The following is a 25,605-nucleotide window of genomic DNA, read 5'->3' as shown; positions in this document are numbered from 1 at the left end:
TTAAACTACGTCAGCTTCACCTTGCCGTATATATGTTACTGACTTCGTCAGTTCTATCTACAACCTCAAAACACTGTTTTGAGCAACCTGCGGCTAGCTTCCTAGTTTGCTCTTTGATTTTCATTGAGTATAAATAACAAAATCTGATTTAATGGTCTTGTTTAATTTCTCTATTGTGTCACTATCATTATATTCCTTACATATTTTCATAGCTTTGGAACATTCTTTTTTATTTCTTTATCATCCACTCTAGAATTAGTGAAATAGTGATTTTTATGATATACTAGCGATAATAAATAGTTATCGGTAGGAGAAGTTATGAGATTAGTAGTCATTTTAAATGTCAACCCAGATTCATCCATTCAAACAAAAATTATCGAAAATAGAGAATACACTCGCAATGAATTGAGAGATATTCTCCATAAAAGTTTTTCTAAATTTATTGATGAAATCATATTTTACGATAATTTTGAGAGATTCAAAAAAAGTGTTTTTAATCATCTAGACGACTTTGTGTTAAATTTTGATTTTGGATATAACAGTCGAATTAGAAACATGAGTGTCCCAGCATTTTGTGAAAATTATAAAATTAAATATTTCAACCCAGACCCATATGTACAAGTTTTATGTCAAGATAAATTTATGACAGAGAAATTTGCAGAAAATTTTGGTATAAAAGTCCCAAAAAGCTTGTTAGTATTTGCTCATTCATACACTAAAGAAATTCTAGCGAACTTTGAATATCCAATTATTATTAAACCGAACTATGAATCAGAATCAATAGGAATTACACAAAACTCTATTGTTGAAAATATGGAACAGGCAGATATGGCACTCAAGCAATTAATGAAGGACTTTGATGGTATTCTGGTAGAGGAATACATTGAAGGGAGAGAAGTAGCTATTACTATTTCGGAAAATGAAGGAGAGTTATTTTTTGAAGAAGTTGAACTTATTTTTCCAGAATCTAATGAATTCAAGTATCAGGCTTATACTTCAGAAATTAAACAAAAAATCGGTATAGAAATCGAAAAAAGTTGCTATTTAAGCGATAAAGATATTATCAACTTAAAGCAACTTTATAAGAACTTGTCTCCAAATAAATTGATACGAGTAGATGGTCGAATAAAAAATGCAGAATTTTATCTAATAGAGATCAATGCCAACCCTGGGTTGTATCCAAAATCTGTTGTACCTAAAACATTCAACATAAATGGCTATACGTACGATGAAATGATACAAACACTCTTCACTCATCATTTAAATTAAGGGGTAGTTTCCACGAAGTTTCATACATTAACTTCATTTCGTAATCATTCTTAATAATATCTTCCTCTATTTTATTTTTGTATTCTTCCATTTTTTCGAGGTTATACATTTTTTGATAATAATGATAGAGATTGTAGTAAATCTTATCCAAAAAACGCTTAAAAGATGTCTTTGGGATGAGTTCCTCCAATTCAACAACAATTGACTGACATTCAAGACTACCCACTCTATCCTTCAAGAGATAATAAACAATTAAATTATTGTAAATAGCAAATCGATCATATTCATCATATGCGGTGACTTTTGCGCTATTAAGTAACTCTGGTATTGCTTCATCAATATCTCCACTATAAAATTTTATTGTAGCTTCGTTATGAAGAATCATATGATTATATACAAGCGATTCACCGAAATAGTCTCGAGCAGTTATTAAAGAGTGTTCGGCACGAGAAACATCTCTGTCTACAGCATATAAGTAAGCTAGATAGATAGCATGAAGTCCTGAAAATTCAGAATCTTGTTCCTTAAAAATTCTCTCCGTAATTGACTGAACAATTTTTATACGGTCAGAAAATTGGCTATAAAAAACATTAGATAATCTGATTAAGTAGGGATATAGTGGATGAGTGTTTTGTGTACTTAATTCCTCAAAAATACGTTTCGCTTCTTCTCGTCTTTCAAGTTGTACTAAGTTCATTATTAAAACTAAAGAAAGCTGGAAGTATTGTGATGAGTTTTTATCTAGATTAACTATATTTTTTTCAATATAGTTAATAGAAGCATCAAATTTTTCACATCGATTTAGTAATAATGCTTTGCCAAAAACAACCTTATCAGTATTGTGAGAGATAAAATTAATAAAAGATAGGGATTGTTGATACAAATTAGCATCATAGGCAATTTTTACAAGTGTCAGTATAAAATCTTCATCAATTGTTTTTACATCATGCTGTATCAGATTTAATTTTTCAAAATACGCTACACGACCTTCTTGTGAATCAATTCTTATCAATCTCTCTCGAATTTTAGGGAGAATAGATTTGAGTTGTAAAAACTGGCGATGAAGTAAATAATGGTCAACTAAAATATCGAGGTACTCAGGATTATTAGTCTCATATAACTTTTGATTAATATACTTAACTAACAGAGAGCTTAGAGCTAGTCTTAACTTAGGGAAAAATGTTGTAGAGCTAACAACCATATCTATAAAACTAGGAATCGATAAGGAAGAGTGATTTCGTTCTAGTAGATCTTTATTTACTAGAAAATCAATATTTTCCGAATCAAATTCCCCGTATAGTTGGGATAAGATTTCCATCAAATCAACTTGAGCTAACCTATTCTTTGTTAAGGAAAGTAAGATTAAAAGGGCTGTTTGTTTGTCTGATAATTCTTCAACAATTTGTTTAATCGTCTGTAATTTTACTGTTCGATCCAACCGTACTCTATCATCAAAATCCTTTAAAATTGTGGAGATTTCTGCTAAATCTCCTTTTTCAATACTATCATGTAAAATTGTAAAATCAATTTGCTCATAATGCAATTCTAACTCTTCAGTTAGTTGTTGGATGTAATGAAGAATATGTTCATTAGAAAGTCGATTTAAGTGATAGGTTTTAAGAAAAAATTTACTACTATTTTTCAAATACTGCTCCACTCTGTTATCGTCACACTCAAAAATAAACAGGCATTGTTGAGAAGCTACTATTAATTTATTAAATAAATCCAAAGAAGAACGATCAATCTGAGAGGCTTGTGGATACAAAATAGATAATTTTTTCTGTTTTAGAACATAATTAGCATATTCAAAGAGATTTTCAACTTGAGCTTTTAGCACAAACGTCTCATATTGAGTAGGTTCTTCTATCAATGAAGGTAAGTCAATCTCTGACACTTCTAGTCCAACATTATTATCTTTAAAAAATGTTCCAATAAATGCTTTACCAAATATTGCTGAAATTTTCAGCAATATTTTAATAGCTTTATCACTAGTCATTTTTTTGGTGTAAAATTCTTTAAAATCATCATAACCAAACTCGCTACTGAGCTTATCCAATTCTATAACAAATCTTTTAAATGTTGAAAAATCGTTGCTATCATCTAATGGAAGAACTTCGATAAAAGATAAGTTTAGTTTCTTAGATATTTCTTTAATAAATTCGGACTTCCCTATGCCTGAATCAGCTTTAATGATATAAACTTGATTCAATCCACGATTCAAATTATTAGTGTAATCTTTTTGTAAATTACGGAGCTCTTCTTTACGATTGATAAACTTCATGACCTTCTCCTACCGATAACTATTTATTATCACTATACAAAGCCCCCAAATAAGTTTATAATAGCATGATTATTGACGAAGGAGATTTTCATGGATTATAAACTTATTTCTACTTACTTAGATTATTGCAAAACTCATAAACGTTTGAGTTCTCACACGATTCGAGCTTATAAAAATGATCTTATGCAATTTTATAACTCAAACTATGATAATGTTGAATCCTATATTGAACAGTTGACACAATCTAACATAAAAACGAATACATTAAGAAGAAAAATTGCTTGTATAAAGGTGTTTTATAACTATCTAAAATACCAAAACATAATTGAAGAGAATCCCTTCAATCAATTGCGCTTTCAATTTAGAACTGAAAAAATATTACCTAAAACGATTCCGTATAACATTCTAAAAAGCATTTTTATCTATTTAGAACAGAAAGTAGTTATATCTAAAACTGATTATCAAAAACAAAAAGCCGAAAGAAATCTACTAATTATTTCCCTTTTACTTTCAACAGGCATCAGAATTTCTGAACTTTGCCACATTCATCTCAAAGATATTAATCTTTCTAATAAGACACTCCATATTATAGGAAAGGGGAAGAAAGAACGTATCCTATTTTTAGGAGATCAAACAACCTTCAATTTATTAGAAACATATATAAATAAAACAAGAAATGAATCCAATGATTTCCTATTTCCAGGAAAACATTCGCCTAAACCATTGTCAGAGCAAAGTGTACGTTTAATTTTAAAGAGAATCGTTGAACAAAATAACTTATCTAGAACTATTACACCGCATATGTTTAGACATAGCTTTGCGACAATGCTTCTAGATAGTGATGTAGATATTCGATATATTCAACAAATTCTTGGACACAGTTCTATATCAGTCACACAAATCTATACTCACGTATCGCATTCAAAACAAAAAGAAATACTTAGTTCTTTTAATCCTGTATCAGCGATTCATTCTGATAAAAAATGAACACTCATTAAACACACTTATTTCACATATTTATAATTTTTTTGCTATATCCTAATAAGCATTGATAGTATATATCCCCCCCCAAAAAAAAATTACATTTTTAGTATGAAGCATTTAATAAAAAGGAGTATAATAACTTTAAAACTGATTGCATGTATATCGATAAGGAGGTCAAGTCTTTATGCTGAGAAGATTTGTTGCTAAGAAACACCTCGTACTTTACTTCTTTTCTATTGCCATTACTTGGCTGGAAGCGATTATCACGCCAGCCCTTGTTCAAAATATTGTTGCTAGTTTTACCAATCAAGAGCTAGGCATTCTTTGGAAAGTATTGATTCTAGGAATCCTTGGTAATCTCATCCTCCTACTAGGATTGGCTGGAAAACGCTATTACTACGCCCGTTTGATTACTGACTTCAAATATGGAATCAAGAGTGCTATTTTCAAGCGATTTTTAAACAGTTATGAGATTGATGAAAAGGATATTTTGTCCGACCTAGAAAACGACGTCAAGCAACTAGAAGAAAGCTATATTGAGCCAACGGTTATCATTATTTCTTCTCTTGGTTTCACCACGGTGTCCATTCTCTATGCCCTTTGGACCAATTTTTATCTGGGCTTGATTTTCATCCTCTTCTACTCCTTTCCTGTCCTCTGCAGTGCTATCGGATCCAAGCGTTTGGATTCACTTTCTGAAAAGCGGTCAACTAGTAACCAGAGCTACTTATCAAGCTTGACAAATTTTATTGGCGGTAACCAACAAATTCGCCATTATCAAGGACAAGACTTCTTTTTTGCTCGCTACCAAAAACAATTACAAACCAGTCTAGATGCCGAAATCAACTATGAAAAACAACGCACTTTAAACAGTCTCTTGATCAATAGCATCGATGCCTTTTGCTCCGTTACACCAATCGTCATTGGTGGCTTTATGACCTACTATAATTATTTAGATGCGGCGAGTTTTGTGGCCATCTATCTGGTTTCCCATAATATCGGCTATCAATTTCAAGAGTTGGCTTACTTTACCAACACCCGAAAAGCGACTCAAACTCTTCTCAACAAATACCAAAAACTTTTGGACCAGTCTGACTCCATCTCGCCTAGAAGCATAGAAAATATTTTCCCTCTCCAACTTGACACCATCTCCCTTGAAAAAGAGGGAAATAGTCTCTTATCTCCGATTTCCATGCACATCAATCAAGGAGAAAAAATTGCCATTATAGGGGAAAGTGGCTCTGGTAAGACAACCCTGCTCAATATCATTCATGGAGAAGAGACACCAACAAGTGGTCAGATTAGTTTTGCTGGTCAAAACCTGTCTCGTCAAGAAATCACGAGTGTTAGTTCCTATATTCTCCAAGATAGCCATTACTTTGATACGCTATCTCTGGAAGACAATATCCTTCTGGGACTGGATAAAAAACAAGAGACTTTAAATCATATCCTCAAAAAAACAGGATTAGAACATTTGAAAAATCGAACGCTCAGCAATGACAGTCTATCTGGTGGCGAGAAACAACGCCTAGAAATCGCTCGCGCCCTCTACCATGATAGTCAACTCATCTTAGCTGATGAGATTAAGGCCAATCTTGACTTGGAAAATAGCAGAAAGATCAGCGACTTGCTCTTCTCCCTACCTCAAACAGTTATTGAAGTCATTCACCACTACACGGAAGAAGACTTAAAACACTACGACCAAGTCATTCACTTAAGCAAAGAAAAATAATACTCTATAACATACGATTTTAAAAAGCAAGGAACTCAAATTCCTTGCTTTTTAACTCAATATCAAACTGGCTACAATAGGGCTGACAAATACGTAGAGAATACCAGTGACACCGATAGCCAAACCACCCATGGCTCCTGCTACAGAGCCGTATCGAAAGGCTGTGCCTGTTCCGACTGCGTGGCCTGTTCCTCCGAGGGAAAGCCCGACTGCTACTGGATCGTCAATTTTCAACCACTTCAAAAGGGTTGGGCCAATCACACTGGTTAAAATCCCAGTCGCCACTACGACAACCAAGGTCACAGTCGTCAAACCTTGCAATTTTTCTGTGATCCCCACTGCCATGGCGGTTGTCACTGACTTAGGAAAGAGAGAAATGGCTAGGAAAAAGTCCATCCCAAAGATTTTGGCCACAAGGGCTGTGAAAGAGGTGTTAACCACTACCGCTAGCAGACTACCAAAGAGAATACTCCGAGCATGGTGCTTCATCAAGTGAAAACTCTTATAAAGCGGAATCCCTAGAGCCACGGTCGATGGGACAATCAAATTATTCAGATAAACCCCACCTTGGTAGTAATCTTGGTAAGAAATCCCCGTCGCCTTTAGAAAAATAATAATGAAAACAGCTGACAAAAGCAAGGGTGTTGTCAATGGATGGGGAAAACGTCTGTAAATCAGCATTCCCACTAGGTAAGCTAGGATAGACAGGGCAAGCCCAAACAGGGGATTGGAAACAAATTCGCTCATTTGGCATCTCCTTTCTCATAATCTCCCTCAAACCGTCTCTTGATGAACTGAACCACCAAGGCTATGAGGATAATGTTGATAACAGCCGCAAAAAAGACAATCAAAACAATAGGCAAGAGATAGGGAGCAATCACATCAAACTTTTCCATAATTCCCACTGCTGGCGGCAAAAAGAGAATGGTCATATTGGCCAGCAAGAAATTCCCGACCATGTTGACATGCCTGGTTCTCAGCCACTTAAATTGTAGGGCTAGAAAGAGAATAATCAAACCGATAATACTGCCTGGGATAGGCAGATGAAAGAAACTAGAGATCCCCTCTCCGATTAGAGAAATCACAAAAAGAATCATTAATTGAACATATAATTTCATCCTAAACTCCACGAAATAGACTTCTTGCATACCAGTTTACTCTTTTTTCAGAAAATTTCAAGGAAATGCACAAGAGTTGATGAAAGTTTGAGAAGAAAGGGGATACAGGCAATTAAAGACTAGTGAAAACAGGCATGATTTAGGATAAAAGATTTCAGCGTCCTTCTTGCCAGCCCTCTTGAAAAGTAGTATAATTATTGCATGCGCAATCATCTTGTGATACAGTGATTGTCCGTTAATGGACTTTCTTCTATTTATGACTCTAAAAAGAAAGGAGATACTATGACCTATTTGGAAAAATGGTTTGATTTCAATCGACGTCAGAAAGAAATTGAAGGTCTCTTGGAAGAGACCATTGCCCAGCAGAGCGAGCAAAGTCTGACCTTAAAAGAGTTTTACCTGCTCTACTATCTGGACTTAGCTCAAGAAAAATCTCTACGACAGATTGATTTGCCTGATAAACTTCATCTGAGCCCGAGCGCTGTTTCTCGGATGGTAGCTCGCTTGGAAGCTAAAAATTGCGGTCTACTCAGTCGCATGTGTTGTGATCAAGATAGACGCTCTAGCTTTATCTGCCTGACAAGTGATGGGCAAAAAACACTGGCCTCGCTACAAAAGGCTGTCGAAGAAAGCTTGGAAACTGGTTTGGATTTCTTGATTTAAGATGATTTTTTAAAAAAAGTTGCGTGCGCAATCATTTTTCTTGACATTCTCTTTTACAAGGAGTAAAATAAAGTCATCATTAAACAAAGGAGTTTTTAAAATGATTGAAATTACCTATCTAGATGCCAGCAAGAACGAAAGAACTGTGACTTTCGAGTCTTATGAAGATTTTGATCGTTCACAACAAGCTTGCCTTATCGGCGTCGCAGACTACTACCCTGTTCAAAAACTGACTTACAACGGTCATGATTTGGACTACCATGGGACTTATGGAGATGTCTTCTTCTATCTCATGAAACAAGATTTAAGCCAATATAACTAAAAAAGGAGAAATACAATGGCAAAAGCAATTACAGATGCAACATTCGAACAAGAAACAAAAGACGGTTTGGTCTTGGTAGACTTCTGGGCAACTTGGTGTGGTCCATGTCGTATGCAAGGTCCAATCTTGGACAAATTGTCTGAAGAACTTTCAGAAGATGTCTTGAAAATCGTTAAAATGGACGTTGATGAAAATCCAAATACAGCTCGTGCTTTTGGAATCATGTCTATCCCAACTCTTCTCTTCAAAAAAGACGGCCAAGTTGTGAAACAAGTTGCTGGTGTTCACACAGCAGAACAAATCAAGGCTATCGTTGCTGAATTGAGCTAATCAAACGAGAGACCAAGTACTTGCTTTGGTCTCTTTTTTCTTGTCCTTTGCCATTTTTCAAAAAATATGCTAGACTGTAGGTAGAATATTACGATGTTTGGGACATGCCATCGCTAAAAAAAACCTCTACTTGGTATTTTTTAGCTCCCTCATGGGAGCTTTTTGCGTGCTCTGAACATTTCCCATTTTGGAAGGAGTACTATGAAACGTCAATCAGCCTTGGTCGTCTTTAGTGGCGGTCAAGATTCCACAACCTGCCTCTTTTGGGCTAAAGAACACTATGAAACAGTCGAAGCTGTCACCTTTGCCTACGGCCAACGCCATCATCTCGAAATTCAAGTTGCCCAAGAAATAGCTAAGGAACAGGGGATTCGCCACCATATCCTCGATATGTCTCTGCTGGGACAAATCACTGAAAATGCCTTAACCTCTGATATAGAGATTGAGCAAAAAGAGGGAGAAGTTCCCAATACCTTCGTTGACGGTCGCAACCACCTCTTTCTATCCTTTGCGGCAGTCCTTGCTAAGCAACGAGGCATTAAAGATATCGTGACAGGTGTCTGCGAGACAGACTTCTCAGGCTACCCTGATTGTCGAGATGTCTTTGTCAAATCTCTCAATGTGACGCTCAACCTTGCCATGGATTACGACTTTGTTATCCAAACGCCTCTCATGTGGCTAGACAAGGCTGAAACCTGGGAGCTAGCTGATCAACTCGGTGCCTTTGACTATGTTCGTGAAAAGACCTTAACCTGCTACAATGGGATTATCGGCAGTGGCTGTGGGGATTGCCCAGCCTGCCACCTACGTCAACATGGACTAGATGTCTATCTCTCACAGAAAGGAGAGGCCTAATGTTTTTTGCACCCAAAGAAATCAAACAGGAAACTGGGGAGTCTCTTGTCTACAATCCTCACAGAACCTTGGTATCAAAAGAATTTACCTTCGACGCTGCCCACCACCTCTTTCACTATGAGGGAAAATGCAAGTCCCTGCACGGCCACACTTATCATCTGCAGATTGCTGTCAGTGGATTTTTAGATGAGCGTGGCATGACCTACGATTTTGGAGACATCAAAGCAATCTACAAGAACTACTTAGAGCCCCATTTGGATCATCGCTATCTAAACGAAACTCTTCCCTATATGAACACGACTGCTGAAAATATGGTTTACTGGATTTTCCAAACCATGAATCAAGAGTTGCCCGACGAACGCGGTCTCCGTTTGGAATACGTTCGCCTCTATGAAACTCCGACTGCTTTTGCGGAGTTTAGACGGGAGTGGTTAGATGACTAGGGAGCGTGTCCTCAAACTACCAGTTCTGGAAATTTTTGGCCCAACCTTTCAAGGTGAAGGCCGTGCAATCGGGCAGAAAACCATGTTTGTCCGCACTGCTGGTTGTGACTACCACTGCGACTGGTGCGACTCTGCCTTTACTTGGGATGGTTCTGAAAAACCAACTCGTATGACAGCTGACGAGGTCATTGCTACCTTGGATAAACTAGGAAGCTACGACTACGTCACCCTATCTGGGGGAAATCCTGCTATCCTAGCAGCCAACATGGCTGAACTCGTCACCAAGCTCAAGGAACGCGGTGTCACTCTAGCTGTTGAGACCCAAGGCTCCCGCTGGCAAAATTGGTTAAAAGATATCGACCAAGTCACTCTGAGTCCCAAACCTCCCTCATCCAAGATGGAAGTCAACTTCGAGACCTTGGACTTTATCGTTTCCCAATTAGATCCAGATAAGGTTACCTTTAAAATCCCTGTCTTTGATGATGCAGATTTGACCTTTGCCAAAGGAATTCAAGAACGCTACCAACCAGATGTTCTCTTCTTATCGGCAGGAAATCCTGAGCCCAAGGCTACAGGCAATATTGTCCAAGACCAACTGGATCGCCTCAAAGAACTCTGGGAACGCATCGCTGCTGACGATAGCTGGGGCAATGTCCGCGTCCTTCCTCAACTCCATACTCTCCTCTACGACAACCAACGTGGTGTTTAATACTCTTCGAAAATCAAATTCAAACCACGTCAGCTTCGCCTTACCGTACTCAAGTACAGCCTGCGGCTAGCTTCCTAGTTTGCTCTTTGATTTTCATTAAGTATAAAATTAGAAAGAAAAAATTATGTCACAACAAGAAGAAATGAAAAACCTAAGCCTCCTCGGCAACAAAGAAACCAACTACATTTTCGACTATCAACCAGAAGTCCTCGAATCTTTTGACAATCGTCATGTGGAAAATGACTATTTCATCAAATTCAACTGTCCTGAATTTACCTCACTGTGCCCTATTACCGCTCAGCCAGACTTTGCGACCATTTATATTTCCTACATTCCTGACAAACTCTGTGTTGAATCAAAATCCCTCAAACTCTACCTCTTTAGCTACCGAAATCATGGAGATTTCCACGAAAACTGTATCAACACCATCGGTAAAGACTTGGTCAACTTGCTAGACCCTCGCTATTTAGAGGTTTGGGGAAAATTCACTCCGCGCGGTGGAATCTCAATCGACCCCTACTACAACTACGGTAAGCCTGGAACTAAGTATGAAGGATTGGCAGAACAACGCCTCTTCCAACACGACCTCTACCCAGAGAAAATTGACAACCGCTAATACTCTTCGAAAATCTCTTCAAACCGCGTCAACGTCGCCTTGCCATAGGTATGGTTACTGACTTCATCAGTTCTATCCACAACCTCAAAACAGTGTTTTGAGCAACCTGCGGCTAGTTTCCTAGTTTGCTCTTTGATTTTCATTGAGTATAAACAGATACGAAAAAGCCCTGCTCCTCAAAACGAGGAGCAAGGCTTTTTGAGTTTCAATTATTCTTCTGTTCCAAGAAAGTTTTTCGCAACCAGGGCTGCAAGAATACCACCAATGATTGGGGCAAGGATGAAAATCCATACTTGTTGAAGGGCTGCGCCACCTACCAAGACAGCTGGTGCTAAGCTACGAGCTGGGTTTACTGAAAGTCCAGTAATGTTCAATCCAACAAGGATCATGGCCATCAAAGACAAACCGATTACCAAGCCAGCGATTGCGCCATTGCCCTTGCTTGCTGATGTTACAGTCATGATAACCAAGACAAACAAGAAAGTTGCGATGACTTCAAACAAGAAACCACCAAAGACAGTGACACCGTTTGCCAAAGCATTTTCCCCAAGACTAGCAGTTGACATACCTGAATTCGCCAAGAGGAAGAATACCGCAGCCGATGCAAGGAAAGCTCCAACTACTTGCCCAAGGATGTAGTTTACAAGTTCTGAAGATGACAAGCGTTTGTTTACAAACATAGCAATCGAAACAGCTGAAAAGGCTGTTGCCGAATTATCAGCTGAAAATGCCTTTGCTGTCGTAGCTGATGTTTCGAAACAGGCAGAAGTTGCCCAAGCATTTCAACAGGTTGTTGACCATTTTGGTGATTTGAATGTTGTCGTAAATAACGCTGGAGTTGCTCCAACTACTCCTCTTGATACAATTACTGAGGAACAATTTACACGTACTTTCGGTATCAACGTTGGTGGTGTCATTTGGGGTTCACAAGCTGCACAAGCGCAATTTAAAGCACTTGGCCACGGAGGTAAAATTATCAACGCAACTTCTCAAGCTGGTGTAGTCGGCAATCCAAATCTAACTGTTTATGGTGGAACAAAATTTGCTGTTCGCGGAATTACGCAAACATTAGCCCGTGATTTAGCAGACTCAGGTATCACTGTTAACGCCTACGCACCAGGTATTGTTAAAACGCCAATGATGTACGATATTGCTCATGAAGTTGGTAAAAATGCAGGAAAAGATGACGAGTGGGGTATGCAGACATTTGCAAAAGATATTACCCTAAAACGCCTATCTGAACCAGAAGATGTAGCTGCAGCCGTCAGTTTCCTTGCAGGACCAGACTCAAACTACATTACAGGACAAACCATTATCGTTGATGGTGGTATGCAATTCCATTAAGATACAGGAAAAGAGGTTGGAAAATGATTCAACCTCTTTTATTAGTTTTCATTATTAGTTAGGAGGATACAATAGAAACCCTTTCAATAAGTAATACTAGTTAATCCTTAGTATTGAAAAGACTGGATAGCTTCTTTCAAATCATCTTGTAAACTGTTTCTCTGGTCAAGTTGTACATAGACTTCCAACAGACAGGATCTGAAGTTAGAAAATTTGTAAAAATCCTCCCTTTCTTCTATCGGAAAGTTAACAGCTTTTATCCAAGAAGCTACTTGCTCTTGCTCCAACTTCCCTTGTAAAATAGGTTCATAGATCACTCTTGCTAAACGCCAATCCTCATCATCTGTAAAGCGAATCGAAATTCTTTTAAATAGTTGGCCAAGTATCTCAAATACTTCATGAATTCTGTTTTTAGGAAAGTCTGGATGACAAACCACCTCTGTCAGTAAATCGGCTCCATGTGCAAAAGCGTGAACCCAACCATACTGGCTTGAAAAACCTGTCGTGTCTTTTTCTTTTGAAAGATAGTGCAAACCTTGATTTAAAAGGACATTACGAATTTCTGATTGTAATCCCTGATAAAAAATCGATTGCTGGTTGGCATCTGCAGACAAGAGATTTGCATAAATAATCGCCCTAAAAGAACGTTCAAGTGTTGACAAGCCTACCTTATCAATCTCTTTGTCTAGTCCTTCATCAGATGAAATCCCCTCAGCAATGAAATAAAATTGTTCCTGTGTAAATAGCTCTTCCTGAATCCCTCTAGCAAAGCTTGTAAAAACAAGCTCATCACGAATTTCTGGAGAAGGATCTCCCAAATGATCAAGTAGCCACTGGATTTCTTCCTGGTTATAACTTGGTTTTTCTTCTGCTATTTTTCTAAGTAACTCTTGATACATGCTCAATACCTCTAAATTTCTACTAACTTATCAAAAAACCAGCCTTAAATGACTTAATGTTGAATTCTCAATTAAATACAATCTGATAGAAAATGAAGTAAATAACTATCAATATCAACTCTACAACAAGTTCAAATTTAGCATAACGACCTTCAACGGCGTGTTTGAAAATAGCTACAGCTAAAACAAATAGAATGACGCTTAACAAGCTCATAAACATCATTCTAGAACAACCTATCTAGTCCCCTACTCTCCCAACTGGGCACTGTAAGCGATGATCTGATCAACTGTGTCTGATAAGAACTGAATAGTATCACGGAGTGGTTTATCTGTAGAGATATCTGCTCCGATAATCATAGCTGACTCAAGCGGTGTCTTGCTACCACCTGATTTGAGGAGATTGAGCCAATCTTCAGCTCCAGTTTCTGAATGTTTCAGATGAAGGTAACCCGCAGTTGAGATGACTAGTCCTGCTGAGTAAGTGTAACTATACAAGCCCATGTAGTAGTGAGCTTGGCGCATCCAAGTCAAAGCTGCATCATCATCGATTTCAATGGCATCTCCCCAGAAATCGGTCAAAACTTCCTTCATAATGCTGTTGAGTTTGCTTGCTCCGAAAGTTTCTCCTTCTTCAATCAATGTATACACTTTACGCTGGAAGGCTGCTTCCAAAAGGTGAGTGATAAAGTTATGGAAGTAGGTGTCTGTCAAGCGGTGAGCCAGAGCGAAGCGTTTTTGACGAGGGTCGTCAGATTGGTGCTCCAAGTAATCACTGAGAAGCAATTCATTGAAAGTTGACGGTGCTTCGACATAGTAAGTCGACATGTGTGCATTAAAGTAGCTTTGATGATTATCTGAAAAGATGAATTGACCAGAATGCCCGATTTCATGAATCAAGGTATAGACATCACTCAAACGACCTGTCCAGCTCATGAGGACATAAGGGTGCACGCGATATGGGTCCGCTGCATAGCCACCAGAATCCTTGCCACTATTGGCAGCAAAGTCCACCCAGCGCTCTTCTTGATAGCGAGCAACTTCCTGACAATATTCTTGCCCCAAAGGTTCTACTGACTTCATGACCAAATCATAGGCGTCGTCAATGGTCACTTGAGGATTGAGGACACTATCCAAATCCAATTTCCAGTCTGCAAAGGTCATCTTTTCAAGACCATTTACCTTGGCAACATGCTTGAGGTATCTCTGGGCAACGGGCGCAAAGTCTCTCATGATGAGGTCAATCTGACGATCAAACATAGCACGGTCCACTTCTTGCTCAGCCAGAAGATAATCAAAGACTGAGTCGTAGCCCTTCATATCTGCCAAGAGTTTTTCAGACTTGACTTGGGCTAAATAAGCTGCGGCTGCTGTATTTTGGTGCTTACGAAGGCCTTCTGAGAAGGAACGGAAAGATTTTTCACGAACCTCAGCTTCCTCATGGTTTTGGTAGAAATTCTCATAGGTCACAAAGCTGTTTTTATAAGTCTTGCCATGAACTTCAAAGTCAGCCATTTCAAAATCCCCAGCTCGCATTTTAGTATAAATATCCTGCGGACTGTAGAAAACTTCACCGAGATTGGTCAGGGCCTTCTCCACATCAGCCCCTAGGTAGTGTGCTTTTTTGATTTTGGCCTGACGAATGGCAGCTGTTAAACGTGGCAATTTACCCAAACGGTCTAAGACTTCCTCATCAGCTTCCACCAAGGCATCGTCAAAGAAGGTCAGAGCTACGCTGGCGTCTGTTTCAAATTCCATCCCAGCTTGGGCAATATTGGCAAATTCGTCATTGCTATAGTCTGTCGTCTGAGGCATAAATCCATAGTTTCCAATATGGCTCATCTGAATGTAGATTTGTTCCAATTCTGCAAAGGCCTTTTCAAAATCCTCAAAAGTATGAAGATTGCCCTTGTAGTCACGGCTAAACTGGTTGATGTCTTCGCGAGCCTTCTCGATTGCACGCAAGAAATCTTCACGATCTTGGTATAGGGCGGTTAAATCCCAAAGTTCCTTCTCTGGAAATTCTGAACGGTGTTTTTGTTCCATTTTCTTCCTCTTATTTCTCTAATTCTAATAAAACACTAAGGGCTGATAAGGCGTAAAGCGGTGCTGTTTCTGCTCGCAAAATACGAGGACCTAGGCCTGCCAAAACGGCTCCCTTAGCTTCAAAACTTTCGATTTCTACAGGTGAGAGACCGCCTTCTGGACCAAAGATAAAGAGCAGTTTGGCTCCTTTTTCAAGACCAGCGACTGCTTGTAAGAGCGCAGCGGCTTCTCCCTCTTTTGCTGATTCTTCATAGGCCACTATGATAGAGTCAAACTGGTCAAACTGAGCTAGAAAATCTGCTTTTTTCTCGAAAAGCTTGATACTTGGAACAACATTACGCTTGCTTTGTTCTGCCGCTCCAAGGGCAATTTTTTCTAGTTTTTCAACCTTTTTACCCAATTTCTTGCCATCCCACTTGGCAACCGACCAATCGGCAGGGAAGGCCCAAATCTGGCTGGCACCCAGTTCGGTTACTTTTTGAATGATAAACTCCAGCTTGTCCCCCTTGGGAAAGCCGGATGCAATGGTCACTTGGACGGGCAGTTCCACATTGTCAGCCAATTCTTGGACCAACTCAAACTGACGAGCTTCCACATCCAGCACGCGCGCCAAACGTTTTATGCCATCATCAAAGACCAAGGTCACTTCATCATCTTCTTTCAGGCGCATAACCTGAAACATATGCTTGCTGGTCTCCTTGTCCTCGATGGTGACAGGAGAGATAGCACTGCCTTTGACAAAATACTGTTGCATGCTAGCCTCCAATCACACCTGAAATATCCTTGGTCTTCTTAAAGACACAGGCATTCCACTCCCCTTGAATCATGTGGGTTTCAAGGAAAAATCCAGCTGACTCAGCCGACTCGCGCACCATGTCCCACTTGTCCTTGATAATGCCACTCATGATGAGGTAGCCTTCATCCTTGACCAAACGATAAGCATCATCTGTCAGATGAATGAGGATATCCGCCAAGATATTAGCCACAATCACATCTGCCTCAATCTCAACACCCTTAAGCAAGTCTCCCGCTGCTACATGGATTTTTTCCATACCAGGGTTTAGCTCAATATTTTCCTGAGCCACACGAACCGCCACATCATCTAGGTCATAGGCGAAAATTTCCTTAGCACCAAGCAACGAGCTAGCAATGGAGAGGACGCCTGATCCAGTCCCCACATCTAGCACTGTTTCACCACCACGAAGAACCTGCTCCAAGGCAAAAAGGCTCATCTTAGTAGTTGGATGCGTCCCAGTACCAAAAGCCATGCCAGGATCCAGCTTGATAATCTTTTCCCCAGCAGTCGCCTCATAGTCTGTCCAAGACGGCACGATAGTCAAATCATGAGTGATACGAGCTGGTTCGTAGTATTTCTTCCAGTTGTCTGCCCAGTCTTCCTCAGCCAAGGCAGTCGTCCCCATCTTGACCTCACCCAAATCCATAAAATCTGTTAATTCTGCTAGGCGAGCCTGCAAATCTGCTTCAACCACTGCCACATCAACCGTATCAGGGTAGTAGGCCGTCACAACGATTTCATCTTGTTGCTCGACCTCTGGGAAAATCTCGCCGAAACGGTCCACATTTCCCACATAGTCCATACTATCTTCGATCGCAACACCTTGCGCTCCTAGCTCAATCAAGAGATTGGAAACCAACTCCTCTCCCTCACGCTTGACTGTAACTTTTAACTCTTGCCATGTTTCCATAAATTTTTTCCTTATCAATCTATTAATTCTTCTAATTCTTTTAAAGTTCTTCCATCCTGATCTTTCCAATCAGTTCGACCGTTCGTTTGCATACCCAGCAAAAAAGCTGCTGCATAAGAAGGGCTAGAAAAGAGTTGTTTTTCCTTTAACACTCCATCTTGAATGACCCGAGAAGCTATTAAATTCTGACGCATTTCTTTTAAACTTGCTGGAAGGTATGGAGAATCCTTTATTTCTACTTGACTTCCTTCTAAAACAACAAAACCTTCAGTTGTCCGTTCACAAGTTGCTTCTATTACTTTGTTAGATTTCTTAGTTTTACGCTTTAAATAAAGATAAGCGGAATGATTATCAATAAAATCTTGACTAACTTTCTTTGTCATCGGAACAAAAACACGATAACCTAAAGTTCCAATAATCATAAGAGTATTTTCAATAATTTCATCCAGTTCAGATTCCTTTTCCTCAGTTACATTACCAGGATTTGGATCATTCCCATTTTTCACAATGTAGCGACCAGCTTCTTTAGCAAGTTGAGTAAATTTATTTTCCAAATAGCTAATTTCTGTTGGACCAAAAGAATTATTTTGAGTTGTTAGAATGATGACGTCATTAAAATAATCTGCGTGAGTATCGCGGGTATGCTCTTGAATTCGCAACAATACCCCTTCACCATTTTTCCGAGTTGTCGCCTGACCAATATAGGTCACATCTTTCTGTTTATCTTCATCTCGACCAAATAAGAAATAAATACCACTTTGTTTCATTTCATCACGAGACTTCAAATCTCCCAACTGAATACGAGGTATTTTATAAATCACCCCCGTCCAATTTGACAAAGTACATTTGATTTTTCCAGTTACTTCACCATCCATGAGAAACATATTGATATTTTTGCTACGCTTTGCCATTTATCGAACTTCCTCCAAATAATCCCTCAATCTTCCTTGCAACTGAGGCACTGCCTGTTTAGACTTCAAAAACTCCTCAATAGGCATCAGTTTATAGGCCTGTCCTTCATCCCCAAAGGTAATATTGTCAAATTGTTCTTGTCTTAGCTGACCAACCATAAAGACCGATTGCTTGCCTTCAAAGATTACGCTAGGATAAATCTTGCTCCAAAGAAGGCAATCTTCAGTCAAATATATCCCCAGTTCTTCATAAACTTCACGCCGAGCGCACTCAAAAGGACTTTCATCGCCTTCACGTCCACCACCTGGCAGTTCCCACATATTGGGCCAGGGAATACTTGCCTTATCATCGCGTAAGATAGTCAAGAGCTTATCCCCACAAAACAAGGCAATCTTGCAACCTTGGAAATCAGAAATTTCTATTTCCATATCAAACTCCTTCGGTTAATTCTTTTTCCAGCTCGGCTAACCAGTTTTGATAATAACTTTTCTCATCTCGTAACATACGGCTGCTATTCATTTTCTGTCTAGCAATCTTCATAGCCTTGTGGGTTTGAACTACATCTTTCTTTACCTTAAATTGATACCAAGCTTGAATGACCTGCATATCTGCTGTTTTTATAGATAAAAAAGATTTGACTCCTCGAATACTTGCATATTCTTCCGCTTTCTTATTATCTCCTTCCATCAGAGCAACTTGAAGAAGGTATATTTGAGAACTAGTTTTAGACATTGGATTATCTGTTTTCTCTAACACAGACTGAAACTGCTGCTTTGCAAGCTCTATATTATCATCCAATATGAATACCAATCCCTAAAGAGTCCGAACACTTTCTGCAAAACTTCCTCTCACATCCTCATCAACAGACATGATAAAGTCTTTTAAATCATATTCTTGAGGAGCTAGCAAGGTCTGGGCAGAATGCCTCAACATCAGGTAGGCGTATTTGGTATTTTCAGGGTGTTGTAGTAATTCCCAAATTTTTGCTCCATCGGTAATCCCAACTGGCAGAGCATTGAATAGAAGAAGAGATAAATTTAGACAAATCCAAGTGCCTGCAAAATACCAGTTTGTTGTCAAAAAACCAAAAAGTGTTGCCAATAATATCAAGCTGAGATGAACCATCAAGCCTCCTGAAAGCATCAAGATGGTTCTTTGATCACTTTCATTCTCTTTTAAACCAATATACTGAGCACCAACATTTTTTATAACTGCTGTTCGACTAAGATGAAGCCTTCCTGACTTTTTGGTTAAAAGAAAGTTCCCTAATCCAAAAGCCACCAGACGATAGCCTGTCAAGTAGCCACAAAAAGCATGTCCCAGCTCATGAAGAATAAAGATTAAGTACATGCTTAGAAGAGCGAAGGCATAACCAAAAGTAAAAACTAAAACTGCGGAATAGCCCAACTCTGCAAATGCGATGGTTCCACAAGCAAAAGCTAGCATCATCACAAGAACAGACACTGTCTGAATCAAATACGTCACAATTTTTTTCATAAACTCTCCCAATAATCCCTAGTATCTCGGATAAGGATAAAACTCTCCCTCTTCCAAGCCAACTTTTCCTTCTTCAAAGACTTCTTGGTTCCATTCCATGACAAATTCTTCTGCTTCTGGGTCTTCCAAAAAGTCCATAAGGGCATCTAGTCCAACCTCGGCAGTATCTTTAAGGAATAGCGCAAAATAAGCTAAAAACTCACGAGAAAATCCTTTTTTAGGCAAGTAAGGGATGACCGTCAAATAATCTTCCTCATTGACGGTTGACTTGGCAGGATTGTAAAAAAGCACTGCTTCTTCAAAGAGGATATCATCTGATGAAACCTCCCCGTCTTCATCCACCATCTCCACACCTGCAGCGTTTTGCGCTTCCAATAGAAAACTCACTTCTACCGCATGGTTGCGCTTATCCCAACTAATCTCAAAGTCAAAGGGAAAATTCTTCTCCAACTCTTCCTCTAAAACATCTAAAAATCCGTATGTTGCCATTTTGTCCTCTTTCTATGCGACTCTTTAATCGCCCCGATTGCTCGGAAATGTGCTAAAATAGATACTACCATCTTACCACAAAATTATTTCATGTCCTATTATACCATATTAGCTCATTTAAACCCTTGGTATTAGTGATTTTCTTAAAAGTCCGATTTCCTTATTTTTTTCCAAAAACTCAACACAAAAAGCCCTCGAAAGGGCTGGGTAAACTATGTAATCAATAGACAAGTAACTAGCACAATTAGACGTGCTTTTTTTATTAACTAGTACCACGATACCATACTTAATCTTAAGCTTGTATCTTCTTATCTGCAATAGCGTCTGTCAAAGTCTGAGAAAAGTTAAGTCCCATTTCTCGTCCCAACTTATCTGCCCACCTTGGTATTGTCAAGGTCTTTTTAATTGGTTCCTGATTTCCTAGATATTCTGATACATCAACAGACACCATAGAAATAAAAGATTTATCAAGATCATAGGTTGACACAAAATCTTCATCATCTTTAAAAGGATCATTTTCAATTAAAGACAATCTATTGATATCTGATGGCTGAGGTAAATCTCCATCGCTCTCTATCAAATCTGCGACAGTTATCCCTAACCACTCCGAACCCATAGCTAAAGCCTCAGAAATTCCCTCGCCTTGTGTTGCTGAAAATTCAAAATCTGGAAAATGGACAAAATAAGTCGCCTCTACTCCATCTGTATCATCATAATAGAATAAAGCTGGATATGTCACTAACATTTCACTACCTCCATATCAAAAAGCAGGGGCTGAATTTTACAACCCAGCTTGCTTTCTTATCCCTCTTTCAGTGTACTTATTTAGCTCACCATGAGGGATTGTGATAGGTCTTTCCCCTTGCTTCTCCATTTTAATATGGGAGCCTTTACCGCCTTTGGTTTTTATCCAACCATGAGCCGCAAGGAGTTTGACCATCTCTTTTTGTGTCATAGGCATAGCGCTTTTACCTCCTGACAACACCATTATAGCACGTACTACACGTATTGTAAAGAAGGGATACGTATTATTCTCTTATATCACAAAATCCCCTATATGTGGTTCTATGAGATTAGCCTTATATAAAAGGATAGGCAGGACTATCGGAGCTCTTGATTTTCTCGACCCACTAGAAATGGCGCGATTCAATATCAACATTACTTCTCCTCTCTTCATTAAAAAATGATTATCACCCAAAATTATATTACGATTTTTATAAAAGACTAGCAAAAACTACTAAATCAATACATTCGGCATACGAGAAACTTGCATTGTCAGATAAATTGTTTTATCATTTACCATACTTCATTCATTAGTAATATCACTTGATTTGAAGTATAATATTGTAAAGGAAATCAGTAATGAATTTAGAACAATATTTAGGAAAAGAAATTAGGGTTGTTTTTGTTGACGGTCAAATTTTAGAGGGTCATTGTAATAGCTTTACAGGGAAACTTGATACGGAAGATGAACTCTATGATGAAATTACAATAAGAACATCAAAATATCCATATATTGGTTTTAATGAATCTGAAATCATATTAATAGAGTTAACTCAAGACGGTATTACAAAATAACAGGAGTTGTTTATCATGAATAAAACTAAAAAAGAGAATTTAATTTTCATTGATGGTTGGGAGCATGTGCATTGCCCTGTATGTGGAACTTTAGTAGAAACTTATGATATTTGCGATGTTTGTCATTGGCAAAATACGGGAGCATTTAATATCGATGGCGGTCCTAATAAGATGACACTTGCAGAAGCGAAAGAAGCTTACGCAAGGAAACAAATCATGAAAATTGAAGAATTTGATACAGTCATTTTAAAAAATGGGGAATCTGCAGCAATTGTAGAAAAGTTAAGCGAAGATACTTTTATTGCTGACATAGGAGATTCATCGAAAGACTGGGATACTATTACAATTACAATCAATGATATTGAAAAAGTAGTGTATAGAAATAGCTAATATATTTGTATAATGTTGGGAGTAACCTTAAATGAATAAGACTGGAAAAGAAAATTTAATCATTATTAACGGTAGCGAATATATCCATTGTCCAGTATGTGGTACTGTTACAGCAGTATATGATATCTGTGACGTTTGTCAGTGGCAAAATACAGGTGAAACTAACATCGATGGTGGTCCTAATAAGATGACACTTGCAGAAGCGAAAGAAGCTTACGCAAAAGGTATTCCAATAATATAAAAAGGAAAAATTTATGAAACTTGAAAACTTCAACAATAAATTTGTTAAAATTACTGATATTGACGATCAAACATTTGTAGGGATTTGTCTTTTTGAAGATAAAGAAGTCTATGATGAAGAATACGACGGTTTATCTATCCAAACAGGAAATAGATGGATTAAACTATTCGAGAATGAAATTGTAACAGTTGAAATGATCAATCAAGATTAAATGGAGTAAAAACTCCTTCTAATAGATAGCCACTATTTCACTTTTCAACCATGTTTATAATTTCTTTTAAGCTTGGTTTGGTTTTTCTAATTTTATCCCATGCCCTCATTTTTATAAAAGTCCCCAAATAGATGCCGTTTATCTTTGGCATTTCGTTTGAAAGATTGTATTTCTATCGAATCTCCTCCTTATGACTTTCTACAAATTTGCTACGAGGTAAGCAATAAAAAATACCTTCCCCAAAATAACTTAAGTCTTCATCAGATAGCTCAATAAGTTCTTCAGGTTTTACAAAAATAGCTCTATTCACTCTATCTTTGCCACTGGCAAAGGCTTTCTACACAAATCTTTTATCTAGTCCCATCTTTATTTAACTCTCTCAAATTGTTTTAATTCTAAATCAGTCAATTCATTAAATTCTCTTCCTGTTGCGCTTAAATACTTGTTGATTTTTCCAAGATTATATTTCATCGGTTCTGGCTTAACTCCTTTTGGTAAACCAACTAGTCCATCAAGTTCCATGAATAACTGATTTTGAAGTAATTTTGAATTTAAAGTAGTCATCTAGTTCCATTTTCTCCTTTTCAAATATTATTATCTAAAATTTCTATCCCCTATGTACTTTATCAAGAAAAGTTTCTGACTTGGTAGTTTTATTCTTTCCTTTACTATTCCACCTCTCCTTCATTATAATTCATACAATAACATTTAGCAATCTTATTTCATAAGTCAGCAATTCTACTTCTTTGGGCTAAACTATCATATTTTGAGTTTTAAGGAAAATCCATTCTCTCATGCTGATACCTCTTTTCATCAAATTAAATGGTCAAAAAGATTCTATCTCACCCCCCAATGTTACAAAAACATTGAAATATCACAACTAATAGGCTAGAATGGACATAGTAAGATATAGTAGATGAGTTATGCCACTCAAAAAATATGACACTAAAAATCCACGTTAGAAAGGACTGCTATGCCAGACAATCTCGCGCTTCGCATGCGCCCTAGAACCATCGACCAGGTCATCGGTCAGGAACATCTGGTCGGACCTGGAAAAATTATCCGTCGCATGGTGGAAGCCAATCGCCTGTCCTCCATGATTCTCTACGGACCTCCTGGAATCGGCAAGACCAGTATCGCCTCAGCCATCGCTGGAACGACCAAGTATGCCTTTCGAACTTTCAATGCGACAGTGGATAGTAAAAAGCGACTGCAAGAAATTGCGGAAGAGGCTAAATTCTCTGGTGGTCTCGTCCTATTGCTAGACGAGATTCATAGACTAGATAAAATCAAGCAAGACTTTCTTCTGCCACTCTTGGAAAGTGGTCTGGTCATCATGATTGGGGCTACGACTGAAAATCCTTTCTTTTCTGTCACTCCTGCCATTCGTAGCCGTGTTCAAATTTTTGAGTTGGAACCTCTGTCTAACCAAGACGTCAAAGAGGCTCTTCAGATTGCTCTAAGTAACCCTGAGCGTGGTTTTGATTTTCCAGTAGAACTAGATGAGGATGCTCTTGATTTCATCGCAACCTCTACAAATGGAGACCTGCGTTCTGCCTTCAACTCGCTGGATTTGGCCGTTCTATCTACCCCTGAGAATGACAAGGGCATCCGCCACATCACTCTGGACATCATGGAAAATAGCCTGCAGCGGAGCTACATTACCATGGATAAGGATGGGGATGGACACTACGATGTCCTCTCAGCCCTGCAAAAGTCCATCCGTGGCTCAGATGTGGATGCCAGTCTCCACTACGCAGCCCGCTTGATCGAAGCTGGTGATTTGCCAAGTCTCGCGCGTCGCTTGACCGTTATCGCCTATGAAGATATCGGCTTGGCCAATCCTGAAGCCCAGATTCACACCGTGACTGCTATGGATGCCGCCCAAAAGATTGGATTCCCAGAAGCCCGCATTCTCATTGCCAATGTCGTCATTGATTTGGCCCTTTCTCCAAAATCCAGCTCAGCCTATGTGGCTATGGACAAGGCTCTTGCCGATCTCAAAACATCAGGGCACTTGCCTATTCCGCGACACCTGCGTGATGGCCACTACAGTGGAAGCAAGGAACTGGGGAATGCACAAGGCTATCTCTATCCACACAACTATCCTGGAAATTGGGTTAAACAAGACTATCTACCAGAAAAAATTCGCAATCATCACTATTTCCAAGCAGAAGACACTGGTAAATATGAACGGGCTTTGGCTCAAAGAAAGGAAGCCATCGACCGTTTGCGAAAAGTCTGAAATCCTTTTCAAAAAATTGCACTTTCCTCTTGATTTTTTTTGAAAAAGTGGTATCATATAAACATAGAAACGCTGTGGTGTACGACTTCACACTTAAGTGTTGACCGACTATTTTTTGTATTATTAGGGAAACAAAAGTCTTCTAACAGCATGTAGGCCGTCTCACACGGAAACAGCTTCAGTTAGAGCGAGTTGCCCACCTGCTTAATTGCGCGGGTTCAATACAAACCGTGAAGTTTCGGCACCAATACAGCTTTTTTATTTGCCTCCTTAGCTCAGCTGGCAGAGCAGCGGACTCTTAATCCGTGGGTCACAGGTTCGATCCCTGTAGGGGGCATCTAAATACAACAGGAAAAGCCTTGGTTTCAGGCTCTTTGTCAACTGTAGTGGGTTGAAGAAAAGCTAAGATCGAGAAAGGACGGAATTTGTCCTTTCTTTTTTGATATTCAGAGCGATAAAAATCCGTTTTTTGAAGTTTTCAAAGTTCCGAAATCCAAATGCATTTCGTTTGATGAGTTTAATGAGATTATTTGTCGCTTCTAATTTGGCGTTGGAATAGTGTAATTGAAGAGCGTTGACAATCTTCTCTTTATCCTTGAGGAAGGTTTTAAAGACAGTCTGAAAAAGAGGATGAACCTGCTTAAGATTGTTCTCAATGAGTCCGAAAAATTTGTCGTGTTCCTTGTTCTGAAAGTGAAAAAGCAAGAGTTGATAGACATTGTAGTGGT

At 38.7% G+C, this 25,605-nt stretch carries 28 protein-coding genes, 1 tRNA gene and 4 pseudogenes; 17 read left to right on the top strand and 16 right to left on the bottom strand.

What is annotated here, in order from left to right:
• Window positions 1–318 precede the first annotated feature (318 nt).
• The gene (locus SK642_RS02410; protein WP_033683209.1) at window positions 319–1,269 is read left to right on the top strand and encodes an ATP-grasp domain-containing protein; all 951 of its coding nucleotides are present in this window, start codon (window positions 319–321) and stop codon (window positions 1,267–1,269) included.
• Here SK642_RS02410 and SK642_RS10665 read toward each other — a convergent pair.
• On the bottom strand, window positions 1,250–3,550 hold the full coding sequence (locus SK642_RS10665) for a hypothetical protein (RefSeq protein ID WP_033683208.1): 2,301 nt from the start codon (window positions 3,548–3,550) through the stop codon (window positions 1,250–1,252). The two genes, SK642_RS02410 and SK642_RS10665, sit on opposite strands and share 20 nt — an antisense overlap.
• 90 nt (window positions 3,551–3,640) lie before the next feature.
• Here SK642_RS10665 and SK642_RS02400 point away from each other — a divergent pair, with 90 nt between their 5' ends.
• Window positions 3,641–4,537, top strand: coding sequence for a tyrosine-type recombinase/integrase (locus SK642_RS02400; protein WP_033683207.1), 897 nt, complete (start codon window positions 3,641–3,643; stop codon window positions 4,535–4,537).
• Between the two features lie 181 nt (window positions 4,538–4,718).
• Window positions 4,719–6,266 (top strand): ATP-binding cassette domain-containing protein, encoded by a 1,548-nt coding sequence (locus SK642_RS02395; RefSeq protein ID WP_033683206.1) that lies wholly within the window; start codon window positions 4,719–4,721, stop codon window positions 6,264–6,266.
• 51 nt (window positions 6,267–6,317) lie between these two features.
• Here the strand turns inward: SK642_RS02395 and SK642_RS02390 are convergent, their stop codons facing one another.
• Complete coding sequence (locus tag SK642_RS02390) at window positions 6,318–7,013, bottom strand: LrgB family protein (RefSeq protein WP_001288946.1); 696 nt, start codon at window positions 7,011–7,013, stop codon at window positions 6,318–6,320.
• Window positions 7,010–7,384 carry a CidA/LrgA family protein gene (locus SK642_RS02385; RefSeq protein ID WP_000781325.1) on the bottom strand — a complete coding sequence of 125 codons (375 nt, stop codon included), beginning with the start codon at window positions 7,382–7,384 and terminating at the stop codon, window positions 7,010–7,012. Before SK642_RS02385 ends, SK642_RS02390 begins: the two co-directional genes overlap by 4 nt.
• Window positions 7,385–7,666: 282 nt before the next feature.
• On the opposite strand from SK642_RS02385, the gene SK642_RS02380 reads away from it, so the two are divergent.
• The 7 genes from SK642_RS02380 to queF all read left to right on the top strand — a co-directional run bounded on the left by SK642_RS02380 (window position 7,667) and on the right by queF (window position 11,322).
• The gene (locus SK642_RS02380; protein WP_033683205.1) at window positions 7,667–8,047 is read left to right on the top strand and encodes a MarR family transcriptional regulator; all 381 of its coding nucleotides are present in this window, start codon (window positions 7,667–7,669) and stop codon (window positions 8,045–8,047) included.
• Window positions 8,048–8,147: 100 nt separating this feature from the next.
• Window positions 8,148–8,369 carry a DUF4649 family protein gene (locus tag SK642_RS02375; protein ID WP_000570256.1) on the top strand — a complete coding sequence of 74 codons (222 nt, stop codon included), beginning with the start codon at window positions 8,148–8,150 and terminating at the stop codon, window positions 8,367–8,369.
• A gap of 15 nt (window positions 8,370–8,384) precedes the next feature.
• Window positions 8,385–8,699: a thioredoxin gene (trxA, locus tag SK642_RS02370; protein ID WP_001029581.1), complete on the top strand. Its 315-nt coding sequence runs from the start codon at window positions 8,385–8,387 to the stop codon at window positions 8,697–8,699.
• A gap of 201 nt (window positions 8,700–8,900) precedes the next feature.
• Window positions 8,901–9,554, top strand: a complete 654-nt coding sequence (gene queC / locus SK642_RS02365) for a 7-cyano-7-deazaguanine synthase QueC (protein ID WP_033683204.1) — start codon at window positions 8,901–8,903, stop codon at window positions 9,552–9,554.
• On the top strand, window positions 9,554–9,997 hold the full coding sequence (gene queD / locus SK642_RS02360) for a 6-carboxytetrahydropterin synthase QueD (RefSeq protein ID WP_000464573.1): 444 nt from the start codon (window positions 9,554–9,556) through the stop codon (window positions 9,995–9,997). The genes queC and queD overlap by 1 nt, the downstream gene beginning before the upstream one ends.
• On the top strand, window positions 9,990–10,706 hold the full coding sequence (gene queE, locus SK642_RS02355; RefSeq protein ID WP_033683203.1) for a 7-carboxy-7-deazaguanine synthase QueE: 717 nt from the start codon (window positions 9,990–9,992) through the stop codon (window positions 10,704–10,706). The genes queD and queE overlap by 8 nt, the downstream gene beginning before the upstream one ends.
• Before the next feature lie 124 nt (window positions 10,707–10,830).
• Entirely contained in the window at window positions 10,831–11,322 is a 492-nt protein-coding gene (queF, locus tag SK642_RS02350; protein ID WP_000082579.1) for a preQ(1) synthase, read from the top strand.
• A gap of 209 nt (window positions 11,323–11,531) precedes the next feature.
• Here queF and SK642_RS02340 read toward each other — a convergent pair.
• Window positions 11,532–12,068 (bottom strand): annotated as a pseudogene (locus SK642_RS02340) (MIP/aquaporin family protein); the annotation flags it as partial.
• On the opposite strand from SK642_RS02340, the pseudogene SK642_RS02335 reads away from it, so the two are divergent.
• Window positions 12,010–12,666: pseudogene (locus SK642_RS02335) on the top strand ((S)-acetoin forming diacetyl reductase); the annotation flags it as partial. The pseudogenes SK642_RS02340 and SK642_RS02335 sit on opposite strands and share 59 nt — an antisense overlap.
• Before the next feature lie 107 nt (window positions 12,667–12,773).
• On the opposite strand, the gene SK642_RS02330 reads toward SK642_RS02335, so the two are convergent.
• The 10 genes and pseudogenes from SK642_RS02330 to SK642_RS02280 all read right to left on the bottom strand — a co-directional run bounded on the left by SK642_RS02330 (window position 12,774) and on the right by SK642_RS02280 (window position 21,173).
• Window positions 12,774–13,565, bottom strand: coding sequence for a DUF2785 domain-containing protein (locus SK642_RS02330; RefSeq protein WP_033683201.1), 792 nt, complete (start codon window positions 13,563–13,565; stop codon window positions 12,774–12,776).
• Between the two features lie 246 nt (window positions 13,566–13,811).
• A complete protein-coding gene (gene pepF / locus SK642_RS02320; RefSeq protein WP_033683198.1) occupies window positions 13,812–15,608 on the bottom strand; it encodes an oligoendopeptidase F in 1,797 nt (598 codons plus the stop codon).
• A 10-nt stretch (window positions 15,609–15,618) separates the two neighbouring features.
• Entirely contained in the window at window positions 15,619–16,362 is a 744-nt protein-coding gene (locus SK642_RS02315; RefSeq protein WP_033683197.1) for a 16S rRNA (uracil(1498)-N(3))-methyltransferase, read from the bottom strand.
• 1 nt (window position 16,363) lies between these two features.
• Complete coding sequence (prmA, locus tag SK642_RS02310; RefSeq protein WP_033683196.1) at window positions 16,364–17,314, bottom strand: 50S ribosomal protein L11 methyltransferase; 951 nt, start codon at window positions 17,312–17,314, stop codon at window positions 16,364–16,366.
• Window positions 17,315–17,328: 14 nt separating this feature from the next.
• A complete protein-coding gene (locus SK642_RS02305) occupies window positions 17,329–18,225 on the bottom strand; it encodes a GIY-YIG nuclease family protein (RefSeq protein WP_033683195.1) in 897 nt (298 codons plus the stop codon).
• Window positions 18,226–18,654 carry an NUDIX hydrolase gene (locus SK642_RS02300; protein WP_033683194.1) on the bottom strand — a complete coding sequence of 143 codons (429 nt, stop codon included), beginning with the start codon at window positions 18,652–18,654 and terminating at the stop codon, window positions 18,226–18,228.
• Between the two features lies 1 nt (window position 18,655).
• Window positions 18,656–19,723 (bottom strand): annotated as a pseudogene (locus tag SK642_RS02295) (M50 family metallopeptidase).
• Between the two features lie 18 nt (window positions 19,724–19,741).
• Window positions 19,742–20,212, bottom strand: a complete 471-nt coding sequence (locus SK642_RS02290) for a DUF3013 family protein (protein ID WP_000257122.1) — start codon at window positions 20,210–20,212, stop codon at window positions 19,742–19,744.
• Between the two features lie 292 nt (window positions 20,213–20,504).
• Complete coding sequence (locus SK642_RS02285) at window positions 20,505–20,957, bottom strand: type II toxin-antitoxin system HicB family antitoxin (RefSeq protein ID WP_033683193.1); 453 nt, start codon at window positions 20,955–20,957, stop codon at window positions 20,505–20,507.
• A gap of 36 nt (window positions 20,958–20,993) precedes the next feature.
• Window positions 20,994–21,173 carry a type II toxin-antitoxin system HicA family toxin gene (locus tag SK642_RS02280; RefSeq protein ID WP_033683192.1) on the bottom strand — a complete coding sequence of 60 codons (180 nt, stop codon included), beginning with the start codon at window positions 21,171–21,173 and terminating at the stop codon, window positions 20,994–20,996.
• Between the two features lie 401 nt (window positions 21,174–21,574).
• On the opposite strand from SK642_RS02280, the gene SK642_RS02275 reads away from it, so the two are divergent.
• From SK642_RS02275 to SK642_RS02255, 4 genes and pseudogenes are all read left to right on the top strand, one after another.
• Window positions 21,575–21,790 carry a hypothetical protein gene (locus SK642_RS02275; protein WP_033683191.1) on the top strand — a complete coding sequence of 72 codons (216 nt, stop codon included), beginning with the start codon at window positions 21,575–21,577 and terminating at the stop codon, window positions 21,788–21,790.
• 15 nt (window positions 21,791–21,805) lie between these two features.
• Window positions 21,806–21,997, top strand: a pseudogene (locus SK642_RS10855) (CPCC family cysteine-rich protein); the annotation flags it as partial.
• A 214-nt stretch (window positions 21,998–22,211) separates the two neighbouring features.
• Window positions 22,212–22,421, top strand: coding sequence for a CPCC family cysteine-rich protein (locus tag SK642_RS02260; RefSeq protein ID WP_033683190.1), 210 nt, complete (start codon window positions 22,212–22,214; stop codon window positions 22,419–22,421).
• Between the two features lie 13 nt (window positions 22,422–22,434).
• Entirely contained in the window at window positions 22,435–22,632 is a 198-nt protein-coding gene (locus SK642_RS02255) for a hypothetical protein (RefSeq protein ID WP_033683189.1), read from the top strand.
• A gap of 366 nt (window positions 22,633–22,998) precedes the next feature.
• Here the strand turns inward: SK642_RS02255 and SK642_RS02250 are convergent, their stop codons facing one another.
• Window positions 22,999–23,196 (bottom strand): hypothetical protein, encoded by a 198-nt coding sequence (locus SK642_RS02250; RefSeq protein WP_033683188.1) that lies wholly within the window; start codon window positions 23,194–23,196, stop codon window positions 22,999–23,001.
• A 409-nt stretch (window positions 23,197–23,605) separates the two neighbouring features.
• Here SK642_RS02250 and SK642_RS02245 point away from each other — a divergent pair, with 409 nt between their 5' ends.
• Both SK642_RS02245 and SK642_RS02240 read left to right on the top strand, forming a co-directional pair.
• Window positions 23,606–24,877, top strand: coding sequence for a replication-associated recombination protein A (locus SK642_RS02245; RefSeq protein ID WP_033683187.1), 1,272 nt, complete (start codon window positions 23,606–23,608; stop codon window positions 24,875–24,877).
• A 264-nt stretch (window positions 24,878–25,141) separates the two neighbouring features.
• Window positions 25,142–25,214 (top strand) — tRNA-Lys (locus SK642_RS02240).
• Window positions 25,215–25,279: 65 nt separating this feature from the next.
• Here SK642_RS02240 and SK642_RS02235 read toward each other — a convergent pair.
• Window positions 25,280–25,605, bottom strand: a 326-nt coding sequence (locus tag SK642_RS02235) for an ISL3 family transposase (RefSeq protein ID WP_033683186.1), incomplete at its 5' end; no start/stop codon positions are given.

The organism is Streptococcus mitis, from assembly GCF_000722705.1.
Lineage (GTDB): Bacteria > Bacillota > Bacilli > Lactobacillales > Streptococcaceae > Streptococcus > Streptococcus mitis_P.
This window is presented reverse-complemented; position numbering and strand designations above follow the sequence as displayed.